Raw genomic sequence first — 17,677 nt, forward strand, 5'->3', positions numbered from 1 at the left:
CTGGCGGCCGCCGTCTCCGCGCCGGCCGAAATGGCGCCGCCGGCTGCCGTTGTGCCACCACAGCCGACGCCGGCCCCGGCCACGGCCCAGGCCACGGCACCCGCCGACCACGGCGATGTAGCCATTATCGGCATGTCCGCCCGCTACCCGGGTTCGCGCGACCTGGACGAATTCTGGCAGAACCTTATCAACGGCAAATTCTGCGTCGGCGAAGTTCCCGAGGCCCGCTGGAATGCCGCCCAGTTCTACGACCCGGACCCGGAAGCGCCGGGCAAGACCAGCAGCACCCGTGTCGGCGCGGTGGACGACGTCGACCGTTTCGATGCTGCGTTTTTCGGCATATCGCCCCGTGAAGCCGAACTGATGGACCCCCAGCAGCGCGTCTTCCTGGAACAGGCATGGCGCGCGCTGGAGCATGCCGGCTACGCGGTCGGCCCGGACCGGCGCGTCGATTGCGGCATCTTCGTCGGCACCGCGACCGGCGACTATCTGCAGATGCTGCGCGAAGCCGGCGCCGCCGACTCGGGCCAGGTCTTCCTGGGCAATTCGGGGTCGGTCCTCGCTGCCCGCCTGGCGTACTTCCTCAATATGCAGGGGCCGACGGTGGCATTGGACACGGCCTGCTCGTCGTCGCTCGTGGCCTTGCACCTGGCATGCCAGGCGGTACGCGCAGGCGACTGCGAAATGGCGCTGGCGGGCGGCGTGGCACTGATGCTGACGCCGCAGATGCATATCTGGAATGGCAAGTCGGGCATGCTGTCGCCGCACGGCCGTTGCGCCGCCTTCGACGCCGGCGCGGACGGCTTCGTGCTAGGCGAGGGGGTCGGCGTGGTGGTCGTCAAGCGGCTGACGGCCGCCCTGGCCGACCGCGATCATATCCACGCGGTCATCCGGGCCACGGGCATCAATGGCGATGGCAAGACCAACGGCATCACGGCGCCATCGGCCGAGGCGCAGCTGGCCCTGCAGCAGCGGGTGCACCGGCGCGCCGGCGTCAACGCCGACGATATCGCCTATATCGAGACTCATGGCGCGGGTACCCAGTTGGGCGATCCGATCGAGGTCAAGGCGTTGACAGGGCTGATGCGCCAGCGCTCGCCGGCGCTGCCGCCGTGCGGCATCGGCTCGATCAAATCGAACTTTGGCCACACCACGCTGGCCGGCGGCGTGGCCGGTCTGCTGAAGGTGGTCCTCAGCCTGAAACACCGGGAGATTCCGCCCAGCCTGCACTTCACCACCCTCAATCCGAATATCGATCTGGGCGCCGGCACGCTGGCGGTGGTCGATACGCGCCGGCCCTGGCTGCCGGGGCCGACGGGCCGCCGTATTGGCGCCGTCAACAGCTTCGGCGTATCGGGCACGAATGCCCATGCCGTGCTGGCCGAAGCGCCCGCCGTGATTCCGCGGCAGGCCGACATCGTCGATGAGGCCTGGCTGCTGCCCCTGTCGGCCAAGACCGAACGGGCCCTGCGCGCCCAGCTTGCCGGCCTGCTGGGCGACCTGCGCGCGGGGGCGGCGCTGGCCGACGTGGCCTATACGCTGGCACTGGGCCGGGCCACCTATCGCCGCCGCTGTGCCCTGGTCGCGACGGACAGTGACGCCGCCATCGCGGTGCTGGCCGCTGCGCTGGAGCAGGGCCGCAGCGAGGGCTTGCTGTCCGCGCCGGCCGCATCTGTCGACGGCGCCGACGATTTCGCTGCGCCGCTCGACGCAGCCGCACTGGCGCGCCTGGCTGCGCGGTTCTGCACCGGCGAGACCATCGATTTCACGGCGTTCTACGCCCGCCGCGGCGGCATGCGCGTGCCGCTGGCGGGGTATCCGTTCAGCGACCAGCGCTACTGGATTCCGGCAGTGCAGCGCGAGAAGAGCCCGGCCCATGCAGCGGCACCGGCTTTCCTGCATAACACCGTCCGCGAGCCGATCGACCTGGACCTGAACTGGGTGGGCGATCATCGCGTGCGCGGCCAGCACTGGCTGCCCGGCGCGGCCATCGTGTTCTACGGCGCGCGTCCCCAGTCGAGCCGGTCGGTCGAACTGTCCGGCATCGAATGGGTGCGCCCGATCCAGGTGAGCGGTGCGGCCGAACTGCTGATCGAGGGAACGGTACAGGACGATGGCTGTTACCGTGTCGAGCTGGGCCTGCATGGCCAGCCCCATTGCGCTCATGCGCTGAGCCGGCCCGTGTTGGCCGAGATGCCCGTCCCGCATGTGGATGTCGCCGCGGCGGCCGCCGGCTGCACGCGACAGATCGGCCACGCGGCGTTGTATGACGCATTTGGCCAGGCTGGCATCGAATATGGCCCCAGCTATCGCATCCTGGAGCGGGTGATCCACGACGGAACGCGCGCGGTGGCCTGGTTCCGCGGCCAGGTCGCGCGCTTCCCGATCCAGACCATCGACGCCGTGCTGCAGGTGGCCGCGGCACTGGAGCAGGGCGCAGGCCTGCGCGTGCCGCGCCGCATCGACACGGTGCGGGTCCATCGTCCGATCGAGAACGCCAGTGTCGTCGTGGCGCGCCGGGTGGCCGACGGTCATTACGACCTGCTGGCCTGCGATGCAGCCGGCGAGGCCGTGCTGGAAATTTCCGGCTTCCGCCTCGTCGATGTGGCCGACGGTGAAACCCGTGGCTACGTATCGGGCTGGCGTGCCAGCAGCGGCGCCACCGTGACGTCCGCCGCGCCCGCCGCGCCCGTTGCACTCGACGCTGGGGCGCTGCAGGTGCTGGCCCGGCTGCCGGACGACGCCGTCGTGCTGCTCGATGCGCGGTCGCTGCCGGACGATACGCCCCTGCAGACCTTGCAGCATTGTCGCGAGTTGTTCGCCGGGGCGATGCGCCTGGCGGCACGTGGCATACCCCCGCGTCTGCTGACCGCGGGTGCGTTCGGTGCCGCGGACGGCGAACGCGTGCGGCCGGTGCAGGCGGCCGTGGCCGCCATGGCGCGGGCCGCGGCCGCGGAGTGCCGGGGCTGGAACTGGCAAGTCATCGACCTGGCCGCCGATGCGGTCACCGTGTCGCCGCCGGCAGGTGCCCCCCCGGCATCCGTGAGTGCGTGGCGCGATGGCCGGTGGCGTGAACGGGTGCTGCACCCCATGCCACCGACCCAGGCGGCACGGATGGAAGACGGTCTCACATGCGTGATCGTCGGCGGCACGGGCGGCCTGGGCTTCGCCCTGAGCTCGCGGCTGGCGGCCCGACCCGGCGCCCGCATCGGCTGGATTGGCCGGCGCGCGGTGGACGACGCAGTGCGGCGCCAGATGCAGGCCATCGAGGCGCTCGGCGCCAAGGTCCATTACAGCAGCGCAGACCTGGCCGACGAAGGGGCGCTGGCCGCCGCCGTGCGCGAGATCCGCGCCGTGCTGGGACCGATCAGCATGGCCGTGCACAGCGCCATGGTGCTGGACGACGCCGCCATCGGCCACATGACGCCGCAGCAACTGGACAGCGTCCTGCTGCCGAAAGTGACTGGCCTGGCCAACCTGTACCGCTGCCTGGAAGGGGAGCCGCTGGACCGGATCGTGCTGTTCTCTTCCGTCGCCGCGCTGGTGGACGCGCCGGGGCAGGCCAATTACGCCGCCGCCAGCGCTTACCTGGATGCCTACGGCGCCGAGCTGCGCCGCCGCTACGGTGCCCCCGTGTATGTCGTCAACTGGGGCTACTGGGGCAGCATCGGTCACGTCGCCGGCGGCCGCTACGGCGCCGCGATGGCGCGGCGGGGCGTGGGCTCGATCGAGCCGGATGACGGTTTCGACTGCCTGTACCGTCAATTGGGCGCACGACTGCCGCAGTCGATGGTCCTGAACGCGGACCCGCGCCGCTTTGCCGAATATGGATTCACCCTGGTCGCGCACGACACCGCCGTCGCGCTGCCGGACCAGCAACCAACCATCGGGGAAAACATGGCAGCACCAACTACGCAGCAAGCCGCCGCATCGGCCGCGCTGCCTGACCGTTCATCGGTCGACCAGTATTTGCGGCGCATCTTTGCCGGCGTACTGAAGATCGACGCGGGCGAACTGGACGAGGCCGAGACGTTCGAGGCCTTCGGTGTCGACTCGCTGCTGGGGATGGAAGTCCTGCGCCGCCTGAAGTCCGACCTGGGCGCGCTGCCGGCGACGCTGCTGTACGAACAGCTGACGCTGCGCGAGCTGGGGGCCTACCTGCTGCGCCACAAGACGGCGGCACTTCAGCAACTGCTGGCGCCTGCAGTTGCGCCGGTCGCGGCCCCAGCGCCCGCCACCCCGGCTCCCGCCACCCCAGCTCCGGCCACCGCCACCGCCACCGCCGTGCACGGGGACACATTGCAGCAGCACGTGCGCGCCGTGTTCGCGCGCGTGCTGAAGATCGCTGCCGCGGAGCTGGACGTCAATGAGACGTTCGAATCGTTCGGCGTCGATTCGCTGCTCGGCATGGAAATCCTGCGCCAGCTGCGCCAGGACTTTGGTGCGCTGCCATCGACGCTGCTGTATGAGCACCTCAGCATCGCCGAGGTAGCGGCCTATCTGGCACGCACCGGCCTGGCCTTGCCCGCGGCTGCAACGATGCCAGCGGCCCCCGCCGTGACCGACAGGGTAGCCGCGGCCGCGAGCGACGAGGTGCCTGCGATACCGGTCGCCGCGCCTGCACGGACGGCTCCGGCGCCGGCCACCGGGTCCGGCGATATCGCCATCGTCGCCTGCGTCGGCCGCTATCCCGACTCTCCCGACCTGCAGGCGCTGTGGGACAAGCTGCGCAGCGGCACGCGCTGCCTGAAGGAAGTGCCGCCGGAGCGCTGGGACTGGCGGCCGTGGTATGAACCGGTGCGCCAGAAGAACCGCACCACCAGCCGGTGGGCCGGCTTCATCGATGGCGTCGACCAGTTCGATCCGCAGTTCTTCAACATCCTGCCAAGCGAGGCGGCCACCATCGATCCGCAGGAGCGGCTGTTCCTGGAAACCTGCTGGGACCTGCTGGAGCAGGCCGGCCATAACGGCGAGCGCAGTCATGAAGCAGAGACGGGAGTTTTCGTCGGCATGATGTACGGCGCCTATGGCCAGATGGCGGCGGCGCAGGGCTGGTCGCAAGGCCAGTTCGGCCTGGGCCACAGCGCTTACTGGTCGGTGGCCAACCGCATCTCGTACACCTTCGACTTCAATGGTCCCAGCATGGCCGTCGACACGGCGTGTTCGTCGTCGCTGACGGCGCTGCACCTGGCATGCGACGCGCTGCGTCGCGGCGAATGCCGCCAGGCCATCGCCGGCGGCGTCAACCTGGTGCTGCATCCGGCCCATCATATCGCGCTCAGTTCCCTGAACATGGTCGGCAGCGGCCTGGCTTGCCGCACCTTCGATGCATCGGCCGACGGCATGGTTCCAGGGGAGGGCGTGGGCGCCGTGCTGCTGCGGCCACTGGCCGATGCGCTGGCCGACGGCGACGAAGTGCTCGCCATCGTGCGGGGCAGCGCCGTCAATGCCGGCGGCAAGACCGGCGGCTACACGGTGCCGAATCCGCAAGCGCAGGCCAATGCCATTCGCGCCGCGCTGCAACGCGCGGGCGTGGCCAGCGAGACCGTCGGCGTGATCGAGGTGCACGGTACCGGCACGCAGCTGGGTGATCCCATCGAGGTGGCCGCGCTGAACCAGGTGTTCGGCGCCGTGCCGCGCGCGCAAGCGCTGCTGGTCAGTTCCGTCAAGGCCAACCTGGGTCACCTGGAGGGTGCCGCCGGCATCGCGGGGCTCAGCAAGGCCCTGCTGCAGTTGCGTCATGGAGAAATCGCGCCGTGCGCGGGGCTGGAGACGGACAACGAAAAGATCGCCTTCGGCGCCGCCGTGCAGCCGGTGCGGTCGCTGCAGCCATGGCCGGACGTGCCGGGCCAGCCGCGTCTGTGCGGTGTCAGCTCCTTCGGCGCGGGTGGCGCCAATGCCCATGTGATCCTGCAGGGGGCGCCGGTGCGGGCCCTGCCGCAAGCCTCGGGCACGGCGCAGCTGTTCCTGTTGTCCGCGCAAAGCGAGGTCCAGCTGGCCCGCTACGCCGCGCGGGTGGCGGACTGGCTTGCGGCCGAAACCGGGGCGAACCTGGAGCGCCTGGCCTTTACCAGCCAGGTGGGCCGCCGTGCGCTGCCGGTACGGGCGGCCCTGCTGGCCGCTTCCACGGGTGAATTGATCGCCGCGCTGCGCGACCTGGCGCAGGGCCCGGCGCGCGCGACGGCGCCCCTGCTGTCGGGCAAGGGCCTGGCCGAGGGCCTGGTGGAATTCCTGCTCCAGCGCGGCGACGTACGGGCGCTGGGCGATGCATGGACCGCCGGCCTGGCGATCGACTGGACCCGGCTGTGGGCGCAGGCACCGGGGCGCTGCGCGTTCCCGAGCGTGCCGTTGCAGCGCCAGCGCTGCTGGCTGCCGGCAGCACCGGTCGCGCTCGTGTCCGCACCGGCACCGTCGTTCACCCTGCTGGCGACGTTGGCGGACGAGCATCGCATCCAGGGGCGCCGGCTGGCGCCGGCCACGGCCATGCTCGATACGCTGCTCGCCTCGCACAAGGCCGACCTGCCACGCGCGCTGTCCCGCATCGACTGGCTGCGACCGCTCGACATCGACGCGCTGGCGCCCGATACGCTGGCGCTGCGCCGCGACGGCGATCGCCTCATGTTGTGTGCCGGTACGGCGACGCTGGCCGGTGCCGCCGCGGCCCAGCCCGCGGCGCTGCCGGCGCCTCGTGCGCTGGACGCGCTGCGCACCGCCGCCATGCGCGAGGTGGATGGCGCGGCGCTGTACGCCCAGTTCGAAACGGCGGGGTTCAGCTATGGCGCGACGCTGCGCGGCGTGCGGCATGTCCATGTCGGCAGCGACGCCGCGGTGGCGCAGCTGGACCTGGCCCACGCCGAAGTGTCGATGCGGCTGGCCGTGGCGCTGGACGGCGCGCTGCAGCTGATCGCGCTGCTGGCACCGGGCCAGGCCGCGATACCCGCCGGCATGGCCAGCTTCAGCCAGTACGCCGTCGTGCCGGCCCAATGCGTGGCCGTGTGCGAACGCGAAGCCGGCGTGGCCACCTACCGTGTTGCGGTCTGCGACGCGGATGGCACGGTCCTGGCACAGGCGGCCGGCGTACGCATCGCGCCGCGGCCCGATGGGGGCGGCGGCGACAAGGCCGACGCAGTGGAGTATTTGCAAGCGGTCCAGGAAAGCGAAGAGCGCCCCGCCGCAACGCTGACGCTGCGCCGCGTGCTCGTGGCAGGTAACGCGCCGGCGCTGCTGGCGGGGGCGTCGGCCCTGCTCGCGCAGCGGGGCGTCACGGTCGACGTGGATGATGGCGCGCCGGGCGCGGCACAGCCCGATGCGGTGCTGCTGGCCTGTGCCGGCGGCCGTGGCGACGTCGCCGCTGAACTGCAGACGCAACTGGCGACACTGCGCCGCATCGTGGCAGGCATCCGGCCCGATACGCAGCGCACGGTACGGCTGGTGCTGGCGGGTGCGCAGGGCGACATCGTCGTCCAGGCACTGGCCGGCGCCGTGCAGACGCTGGCCATGGAACTGCCATGGCTGCAGTGCAGCCATGTGCTGGTGGCCGGTGCTGCCCAGGCAGCGGCCGTGGTGGAAGAACTGTCCGCCTACGCCGGTGCCATGCAGGAGGTGCTGCTGGACGGCGGCGTGCGCCTGGTGCGCCGGCTGCGCACGCTGCAACCGGATCTCGCGGCGGCACCGTTGACGCGTCCCGGTGGCGTGTACCTGATCAGCGGCGGCGCCGGCGCGCTTGGCCGCCTGTTTGCCGATCACCTCGCTGGCCTGGCGCCGGCCACGATCGTCCTGCTGGGTCGCCATGCCGCCGATGCCGGTCTGACGGACTGGATGGCAAGCCGCTGCGTGCGCGACCGCACCATGCTGTACCGCCAGGTCGACGTGACCGATACCGCGGCGCTGGCCGCCGTCGTTGCGGAAGTGAGCGGGCAGTATGGCGCCATCCGTGGCGTGCTGCATGCCGCTGGCGTGCGCCACGATGCGCTGCTGGCCAAGAAGAGCGACGACGATATGGCGCGCGTGCTCGCGCCCAAGGTGGACGGCACGCTGGCACTCGACGCCGCGACGGCAGCGCAACCGCTGGACTTCTTCCTGCTGTGCTCCTCGCTGGCGGCCGAAACGGGTAATCCCGGCCAGAGCGACTATGCGGCGGCGAATCGCTTCCTGATCGATTTCGGCGCGGCCCGTGCCCGCGAGTGCGCCGCCGGCCGCCGCTTTGGCGCCACCGTGTCGGTCGCCTGGCCGTTGTGGCAGGACGGCGGCATGAGCGTGGACGCGGCGACGCTGACGCTGTTCCGCGACCGTTTCGGCATGGTGCCGCTGGCCACGGCTGCCGGTCTCCAGGCGCTGACGGTGGCCTTGACGGGCGTTCATCCCGCGTTTGCCCTGGTGGCACGCGCCGGCCTGCCCCGGAAGGTGCAGCCGGTTCCCGTCGCCGCGCCGGCAACCGTGACGGCTGCCGTTACGGCGTCGCCGGCCGAACTGCGCGCCCGTATCGCGGCGCAGCTCAAGGGCATCGGCGCCGGCTACCTGCTGGTCGATCCCGCCGAAGTGGACATGGACAGCGAATTGCTGGAACTGGGCTTCGATTCCATTTCGCTGACGGAAATGGTCAACCAGATCAACAGCCTGTTCGCGCTGGACCTGCTGCCCACCGTGCTGTTCGAGTGCCCGACGCTCAATGTCGTGGCGGACTACCTGGAACGCGAGCATGGGCCGCACATCGCCGCGCGTGAAGCGGCAACCATGGTGGCCGTGGCGGCCATGGCACCGGCGGCGGCCCCCGTGCCGCCTGCCGTGCCGGCACCGGCGGTACCGGAAACACCAGCGGCACCAGCGGCACCGGCGGCATCAACGGCACCAACGGCACCAACGGCACCAACGGCACCAACGGCACCAATCGCGCCGGTGGCGGTCGCGGCACCTGACCCGGCACCGCTGGCGCAGGAGCCGATCGCCATCGTCGGTGCCGCCGGCCGCTTCGGTCCTGCCGGATCGCTCGACGAGTTCTGGGACATGCTTTCCAGCGGCAGTGAATTCATCGGCGCACCGGGCCCCGAACGGGAAGCCCTGCGGGCCGACGCCCGCACCGCGGGCATGCGCGCCGGCTTCCTGGCCGACGTGGCCCGTTTCGATGCCGGGCGCTTCGGCATCGCGCCGCGCGAGGCGGCATTGATGGACCCGCAACAGCGCCTCGTGCTGGAAACCGTGCAGCAGGCGGTGGAGGATGCCGGCTATACGCCACAGGCCTGGGCAGGCCAGGACATCGGTGTCTTCATGGGCGTCTCGACCAATGACTATGATGCCTTGCTGACCGAAGCCGGCATCGCCGTGGAGCCGCACGTGGCGACCGGCATCGCCCATTCCATCGTCGCCAACCGCGTCTCGCACATCTACGACTGGCGCGGGCCCAGCGAAGTGGTCGATACCGCGTGCTCCAGCGCGCTCGTTGCCGTCAACCGCGCGGTCAGGGCCTTGCGTGCGGGCGAATGCGGCACGGCGCTGGCCGGCGGTGTTAACGTGCTGCTCGCGCCGGGACTGTTCCGCGCGTTCGAGGACTCCGGCATGCTCAGCCCCCGCTTCGCCTGCCGCACCTTCGACCGGGACGCGGATGGCTATGTGCGCGGCGAAGGCGTCGGCGTCGTGGTACTGAAAACGCTGACGGAAGCGCTGGCCCAGGGTGACCATATTCATGCGCTCATCCGCGGCAGCGCCGTGAATCACAGCGGCAGGACTTCGTCGCTGACGGCGCCCAATCCGGCGGCCCAGGCGCAGGTGATCCGCCGCGCGCTGGCCGATGCCGGCGCCAGCGCACGCGACGTCGGTTTCGTCGAGACCCACGGCACTGGTACCCGGCTGGGCGATCCGGTCGAGATCGAAGGCCTGAAGCAGGCCTACGCGGGGACTGCCGACGCCGCGTCGGACCAGTCCTGGGCCAAGCTGGGGGCGGTCAAGACGGCGGTCGGCCACCTGGAAGCTGCTTCCGGCATGGCGGGCCTGCTGCGCACGGTGCTGAGCCTGAAACACCGAAAACTCAGCGCGAACCGTCACTTCACGCAGGTCAATCCCTATATACGGCTGGACGAATCCCCGTTTACCTTGCTGACGGCCGACCAGGACTGGCCGTCCGTCGCGGGCGTGCCGATGCTGGCAGGCGTCAGCTCGTTCGGCTTCGGCGGTACCAATTGCCATGTGATCCTGGCGGCTGCTCCGCAACGCGCAGCGGCAGCTGCCGCACCGGCCGCGATGACGTGGCTGGTGCCGCTGTCGGCACCGACGCCGGTATTGCTGCGGCAACTGGCGGCCGCACTGGCGGCGCGCCTGGCGCAAGCGCCGGCGCCGCTGGCGGACGTCGCCTACACGCTGCAGCATGGGCGGGCGGCATTGCCCTGCCGCGCCCTGCTGGCCGTACGTGACCTCGCCGAGCTGGCCGCCGCGCTGCACGACGTGGCCGCAGGCGCGCAAGCCCTGTGGACGGCTGGCGGGACGATACCGGACCAGGCATCGGCACTGGCCGACGCCTGGCTGGCTGGCGACGCGGTGACGTGGCCGGCAGCAGCCGGCCGGCGCTGCCCGCTGCCGGCAGTACCGTTCGCGCAGGAGCAGCACTGGTTCACCGCCTTGTTGCCCGTGCCGGCATTGCCGGCCGCGCTGCCGCCCGCTGCCGCGCCTGCACCCAGCGTGACGCCTGGACGGCAGCGTTATGCACCGGTGAGCCTGGCCGGTCTCGACGCGGTCGCGCCAGCACCTGCGCCGGCACCGGCACCGGCGCCAGCGCCGGCACTGGCGCCGCACCACGGCGCACCCGGCCTGGCGGCGTCCGTGCCGGTCGGCGCCAGCAACACGGCGGACGAGATCCTCCAACTATTGGCCAACCTGCTGCTGATGCCGGTGGCGCGCATCGGCGTGCATCAGCGATTTGACGAACTGGGCCTGGATTCGATCTTCCGCATCGAGCTGGTTCGCACCGTCAACCAGCGCTATGACATCGCCCTGGTCGGCGAGGACCTGTACAACGTCGATTGCGTTGCGGGACTGGCCAGCCTGGTCGACGCGGCGCTCGCGCGGCCATCGCCGGTACCCGCCGACCTGCCGGTTGCCGCCGTGGCACCCGTGCCCGCCGATCCGGTGCCGCCCGTGCTGGAGGCCGCACCGGCCCGGATCTGTACGGAGGTCAGGGAGTTGACCGGCTTTGCTTTGACGCCGGCCAGCAACTTCGCCGACGCGGGACTGACATCGTTCGACATGCTGCGCGTGATCGCACGGCTGGAGGCCGCGTTCGGGCCGCTGCCGAAAACGGCGCTGTTCGACCACCGCACGCCCGCGGCGCTGGCCCAGTGGTTGCTGCAGACCTTCGGTGCCGACGCCTTCGAACGGCTCGACGGCGGTTCCCACGCGCAGGCGGCACTCGCAGCGCGGCCGCCGGTGGGCACGGAGCTGCTGCCCAGCGGCGCGGCCGTGATCGTCAAGCGTGAGCTGGCGCAGCACCCGGCCCTGGCGGCAACCGTCGGCCGGCTGGAACAGGCCTGGGCCAAGGAAGGCGGCCTGCCGGGGCGCGATATCGCACCGCTGATCTTCGTCAACGCGGACGGCAGCGGCTATCTCAATTTTTCGGAGCGGGGCGGACTGCTGCTCGCCTGGAGCTCGGCCGTGGAGGAGAGCCGCTTCCCGGCCCTGGTGGGTGAATGGATGCAGTGGGCGCAGTCGCGCGGCCTGCGCGCCAACCTGTTGTCGATGGTACCGCTGGACGACGTGGCAGGCGTGCCGTTCTGTTCGACCGCCTTCGGCACCGTGCAGCGCGTGTACGGACTGCGCTCGTTCTCGCCGGAGGGCCAGCTGTTCATCCGGCTGCGCAAGAAGATCAACCGGTTCCTGCGCTCCGGCGCGGCCAGCGTGCGGGAGTACCGCGTCGGCAGCGATGCGGCGGTGGACCAGTCCATCGTGGCGATGATCGACGAGTGGGCGGCCCGCAAGGACATGGTCAACCCCTACGTTAAAACGGTCCGGCGCGAGGTCGGCGAGGGCATCATGGCCGACCGCCACCGTGTCTTCGTGACGGAAGTGGATGGCCAGATCGTCGCGGCCATCGTCGTCACCCGGATACCGTCGGAAAACGGCTACCTGCTCGACCTGGAATTCTTCGGCGATGCGATGGCCGACGGTGGGCTCGACTACACGATCGTGCAGATCATGCAGCGTTTGGCGCAGGAAGGGGTCGAGCTGTTCAGCTTCGGCGCCACGCTCGGCGTGGTCGTGGCCGACTCGCCCAACCCCCATCCTGAAGTGGAACGGGCGCTGACGGAACTGCGCGAAGCGGGCATCTTCCGCGGCGACGGCAACTTCCAGTTCAAGAACAAATACCGGCCCGAGAACCTGCCCGTGTACCTGTGCCAGCCCGCTGCGGCGTCGGCGGCCGACGTATCGTCGGTATTGCTGTTGATCGTCAATCCCACCGTCACCGTGCGCGATGACGCAGCCGGAACGGCGCCCGCGGCCGCGCCGCCGGCCGCGCTGGCGGCACCCCGGCCTGCAACGACGTCGGACACGCCGCGCCGCGCGCAACTGCGGGCGGTCGACTGGAATCCCCTGCGGCTCGCGCCGCGCCAGGGCATTTTCGAACTCGTCACGGATTCGTGGGCCGAGCGCGACGAGCCGTTCATCACGGAGCGGGTGCGCGAGCTGACGGAGACGGCCAACGCAATCTGCCTCGACCTGGCCGACCAGAAAACGCTGCCGTTCCGTTACGTGCAGGCGGCGCCGTCGGGCCGCGCGGCCGAAGCGGCACTGCTGCGCACGGCCGGTCACAAACGCCTGGTGCTGCAGAACCACCTGTTCCCTTCGTGGTCGCACACGCAGGCCGAGCTGGGACTGCAGGCACTGGTGCTGCGTACGCTGCCGCACGGCGCCGATATCGACCTCGACAGCCTGGACGAGGCGTTGGCCACACACGGCAACGCCATCGGCTTGTGCTGCATCGAGCTGGCACCGAATGCCACCGGCGGCATAGCGCTGACGCTGGCCAACCTGGCCGGCATTGCCGCGCGGCTGAAGGCCGCCGGCGTGCCGCTGGTACTGGACGCCACGCGCGCCCTGGAAAACGCCTGCCTCGTCGCACAGCAGGAAGCGCGCCCGTTCTGGGAGGTCGCCCGTGAGTTGCTGGCGTTCGCCAGCGCCATCACGATGTCGCTGTCGAAGGACTTCGGCGTCAACGGCGGCGGGCTGGTGGCCACCAACGACCCCGAGCTCGAACGGGCGCTGCGCCAGCGCATCCGCAACAGCGGCGAGGATGTGCCGCTGGCTGGGCGCCGCCTGCTGGCCGCTGCCCTGGACGACCGCGCCTGGGTCGAGCAGGCAGTGACGGCCCGCGTGGCAGGCGTGGCTGCGTTGCGCGCATTGCTGGACAAGCACGGCATTCCGGCGCGGCCCGCGGGCGGACACTGCGTGCTGATCGATGCCGCGCAGCTCTGCCCGGCCGGCTCCGAACCTGTCGCCACGGTGCTGGCATGGCTGTACGAAGTCGCAGGCATTCGCGCGGCACCGCACCTGGCCGCCGGCTTGGCGGCGAACGCGCAGTGCGTCCGCCTGGCGCTGCCCGTCGGCCTGGAGCAGGACGCGCTGGATGCGCTGGACGAAGCACTGGCCGAAGGCCTGGTGCATGCGGCAGGTCCGCTGGCGCTGGTGCGTATTCCGGCGCCGGCCGGCGGCGCCCCTGCCGCCTACGTGCCGGCGGCGCAGCTGCCGGTCGATATCGCGCAGGATATGGCGGCGGGCGTTTCCGCTGCCGCCACCGGAAAGAACTGGTCAATCGTGCGCGCAAGCCAGCCGCAGGCGCGGCGCCACCTGGTCGCGCATGGCGGCGGCCAGGTGGAGGTCTTCGAGGCCGGCAACGGCCTGCCGATCGTGCTGCTACATCCCTTCAATATCGGCGCCGGCTTCTTCTCGCCGCAGCTGCAGCACCTGGCGGCGCAGTATCGGGTGATCGTCGTGCATGCGCCGGGCGTGGGTGCGACAGATGCCTGCGACGACCTGTCGTTCGCAGGGCTGTCGCAACTGGTGCTGGCAGCGGTGAAGGGCATCGGCGTCGGCGGCCGCTTCGTCGTCGCTGGTGCCAGCTTCGGCGGCCTGACGGCACTGGCCCTGGCCCATGCGCACCCGGAATGGGTGTGCGGGCTGGTTCTGCTGGGCAGTTCGTACAAGGTCGGCAATCGCAAGGGCGATGTCAATCGCCTGGCCGTCGTCGCCCGCGAAGACTTCGATGCCCTCGAGGCCGGCGGTGCCGTGCTGGCAACGCCACGCGAGCAGCATGAGGCCCTGCTGGGCGAGTGCGAAAGCATGGACCCGCGCATCGGGCTGCGCTATCTGGACGTGTTCGCCCAGCATCCGAGCTTGCTCGAGGAAGCGGCGCAGCTGCGCGTGCCGGCGCTGCTGCTGCACGGCGCGCTCGATACGGTGATCCGGCCGGACATCAGCCGCCTGCTGCACAGCAAGATCCCCGGCAGCGAGTACGTGGAGCTGGCGCACGCCGGGCACTTCCCCAGCCTGACGGCGGGCGAGGAAGTGAACCGCCGGCTGGCGCTTTTCGTCAGCCAGTGCCTGCAGCAGGACAGCAGCGCGCCGGTGCTGCCGGTGGCGCCATGACGGCGCGCTGGCACAACCTGGAAGGAAGCACCGCGATGAGATCCGAATACAGCATGGGGCTGCCGGCCGGGCCGGCGCTCCGGCCCATGCGGGAAGACACCGTCGGCCTGGCCGATGCCGCCACGGTCGTGCGCGAGCTGGTCGTCAAGCCGGCCATGTGCGGCCCGAACGCCCGCCTGGTGGCCCAGATCGGCGACTGGACCTGGGATACCGTCAGCCGCCTGTGCGGGGTGGATGCCTTTTGCGCCAGCGATGCGCAGGGCGTGCCCACGTACCTGTCGTTCTATTACTACGAGCTGTCGGGCGACGCCGGCTTCCACCTGCGCACCCCGACCTTCGGCGACCGCTTGCAGGTGGTGTCGACCTGCTACGGCTTCGGCGCGGAATCGATCCTGACGCTGCACCGCCTGGCCCCGCTGGAACGCGGCCTGCCGCCCACGCTGACGGCACAGGAACTGCACGAGCAGCGCCACGCCGGCTGCTTGTACGTTCGTACCTTCAACCGCTGGATCCAGCGCGGCGAGGCCGGCAACCGCGACCTGCAGTCGGCCGCCCCGCATGGCTTCCAGCACCAGCACCTGCCGCAGGCGCCGGCGCAGTACTCGCCCCGCCTGGCCTACGACGGCGCCCGTCGCCAGGGCGGCTTCACGCCGGCCGGCGTGCTGCCGCGCGAGGCGTGCACCCTGGACTACGAAGTGGACATGGGGCGCGACCTGAATGGCGTCGGCCTGCTGTACTTCGCCAGCTACTTCGACATCATCGACAGCGCGCTGGCCCGGATGTGGCGCCGGATGGGCCGCACCGACAGCTCGTTCCTGGCGCGCCTGCTGGCCCGCCAGCGCGTCGTCTTCCTCGGCAATACGGATGCGGGCGCCGCGCTGTCGATCGAGCTGCAGCGCTGGGTCGATGCCGGCGATGCGGCACATGAAATGTTTACCGTGCGGGTCCTGGAACGGGATACCGGGCGGTTGTTGGCAATTGCCGAATTAAGTTGAAAGGAACCACGATGAGCATTCCAGCGCAGGGCTTGCTGGCCGATACGCGCAACCAGGTCCATGACGTCATCACGACGATCATGCCGTCCCTGCCACGGGCGCAGATCGACGATGGACGCCACCTCAAGGACATCGGCGCCGACTCGGTCGATCGGGTCGAAATCATCATGCTGCTGCGCGAACGCATGGGGCTGAGCGCGCCGATGTCGCTGTTTGGCGACGTGCCCGATATCGCCGGGCTGGTGACGCTGCTGGCGCGGCTGCGGCAGGAAGCGGCGTGACCCGCGTCGCGGCAGCCGGACAATAACGCGCGCAGGCGCAAGGAAAGGACAGCATGAGCAATATCGGTATCGAAAAACTCAATGTGTACGCGGGGGTTGCCGCCATCGACAGCATGGAGCTGTTCCGCGGGCGCGACCTGAACCCGTCCCGCATCCAGAATATCCAGCAGCAGCGCCGTTCGCTGGGACTCGGCTTCGAAGATCCCGTTACCAATGCCGTCCATGCGGCCAAGCCCATCGTCGACATGCTGGGCGCGGACGCCGACCGGATCGAAATGGTGATCGTCTCGACCGAATCGGGCATCGACTACAGCAAGTCGATCGCCTCGTATGTGCACAAATACCTCGGCCTCGGCCCGCAGTGCCGCTTCCTGGAAGTGAAGCAGGCGTGCTATGCGGCCACGGCGGCACTGCAGATGGCCATCGGCTACCTGCATTCGGGGGTGTCGCCGGGCAGCAAGGTGCTCGTCATCGCGACGGACATCTCGCTGGTGGACGGCCGCGCCGGCTACGCCGAACCGTCCACCGGCTTCGGCGCGGCGGCAATGCTGCTGGGCGAGGACGCCGAAGTGCTGCGCATCGACCGCGGCGCCTTCGGTATCCACAGCTTCGAGACAATGGATTCGGCCCGGCCCACGCCGCATGCCGATATCGCCGACGTCGACCGCTCGCTGTTCGCCTACCTGGACTGCCTGTTGAACAGCTTCCGCAACTACCGGGCGCGCGTGCCGGGCGCCGATTTCACGAGCACCTTCGGCTATCTGTGCATGCACACGCCGTTCGCCGGCCTGGTCCAGGCGGCCCACCGCAAGATGATGCGCGACGAGGCCGGCGTGGTCGACCCGGACGCGGTGGCGGCGGACTTCGCCCGGCGTGTGGCGCCTTCGCTGGTGTATCCGAAGGTGGTGGGCAACCTGTGCTCCGGCTCCCTGTACCTGGCCCTGGCCAGCCTGATCGAACAGCGCGAGGGCGACGATCCGGTCCGCGTGGGACTGTTCTCCTACGGTTCCGGATGTTCGTCCGAGTTCTTCAGCGGCGTCATCGACGCGCGCTCGCGCGCGGCGCTGCGGCCCTTCCAGATCGGCGCCGCGCTGGACCGGCGCCGGCTGCTGTCGTTCGAGCAGTACGAAGCCCACCTGGACGCGACCCTGGACGCGATCGCTCCGGTGCAAAGCCGCACCATCGACCTGCGCGCGTGGGAAGCCTTCCTGCCGCGCGAACGCGGCCGCATGCTGGCACTGGTGCGTATCGACGACTATTACCGGCAGTACGAATGGATCTGACGGCCATCACCCCACAACAAAAAGGACATGACATGCTCGCAGCAAGCACTCCACTGCAGGAACGCGTTCTCGCCACGCTGGCGGCCAATGTGGCCGGGCTGATGCCGGGTATCGAGGCCAGCCAGGTCAAGCTGGACGGCCGGCTGGCCGACTATGGCTGCAACAGTATCGACCGCACCGACATCGTCTGGAAAACCCTGGACGACCTGGCGCTGGACCTGCCGATACGCGAACTGGCCGGCGTCGAGGACATCCAGGGATTCGTCGCGGTGCTGTGCCGCTTCATGGAGGCCCGGTGACGGACGCCGTCGCCGTTACCGGGATTGGTGCCGTCAGCACTTTCGGGGCGGGTGCGGCCTGCCTGACCGACGCGCTGCGCGAGGGCGCGAGCGGAATCCGGCGTTGCGACGATGCCGCGCTCGGGCTGCCGTGGTGGGCCCCCTTGCCCGCGCTGGACTGGGCGACGGCCGGGGCGGCGCTGGCGCCCATGCTG

6 protein-coding genes are annotated in these 17,677 nt (G+C 70.3%); all 6 read left to right on the forward strand.

Features of this window, described 5'->3' with window-relative positions:
- The first annotated feature begins 30 nt into the window (after positions 1-30).
- The gene (locus GM672_RS24045) at positions 31-14,625 is read left to right on the forward strand and encodes an SDR family NAD(P)-dependent oxidoreductase (protein ID WP_260115703.1); all 14,595 of its coding nucleotides are present in this window, start codon (positions 31-33) and stop codon (positions 14,623-14,625) included.
- A 35-nt stretch (positions 14,626-14,660) separates the two neighbouring features.
- Positions 14,661-15,620, forward strand: coding sequence for an LnmK family bifunctional acyltransferase/decarboxylase (locus GM672_RS24050; protein WP_211517417.1), 960 nt, complete (start codon positions 14,661-14,663; stop codon positions 15,618-15,620).
- Positions 15,621-15,631: 11 nt separating this feature from the next.
- Positions 15,632-15,901 carry a phosphopantetheine-binding protein gene (locus GM672_RS24055; protein WP_155473063.1) on the forward strand — a complete coding sequence of 90 codons (270 nt, stop codon included), beginning with the start codon at positions 15,632-15,634 and terminating at the stop codon, positions 15,899-15,901.
- Positions 15,902-15,954: 53 nt separating this feature from the next.
- Positions 15,955-17,184, forward strand: coding sequence for a hydroxymethylglutaryl-CoA synthase family protein (locus GM672_RS24060; protein ID WP_155473064.1), 1,230 nt, complete (start codon positions 15,955-15,957; stop codon positions 17,182-17,184).
- Positions 17,185-17,216: 32 nt separating this feature from the next.
- On the forward strand, positions 17,217-17,483 hold the full coding sequence (locus GM672_RS24065) for a phosphopantetheine-binding protein (protein ID WP_155473065.1): 267 nt from the start codon (positions 17,217-17,219) through the stop codon (positions 17,481-17,483).
- Positions 17,480-17,677 (forward strand): hypothetical protein (locus tag GM672_RS24070; protein ID WP_155473066.1); only part of this gene is annotated, 198 nt, incomplete at its 3' end. The genes GM672_RS24065 and GM672_RS24070, both read left to right, overlap by 4 nt.

The sequence above is a fragment of the Pseudoduganella buxea genome, from assembly GCF_009720835.1.
Taxonomy (GTDB): Bacteria; Pseudomonadota; Gammaproteobacteria; order Burkholderiales; family Burkholderiaceae_D; genus Rugamonas; species Rugamonas buxea.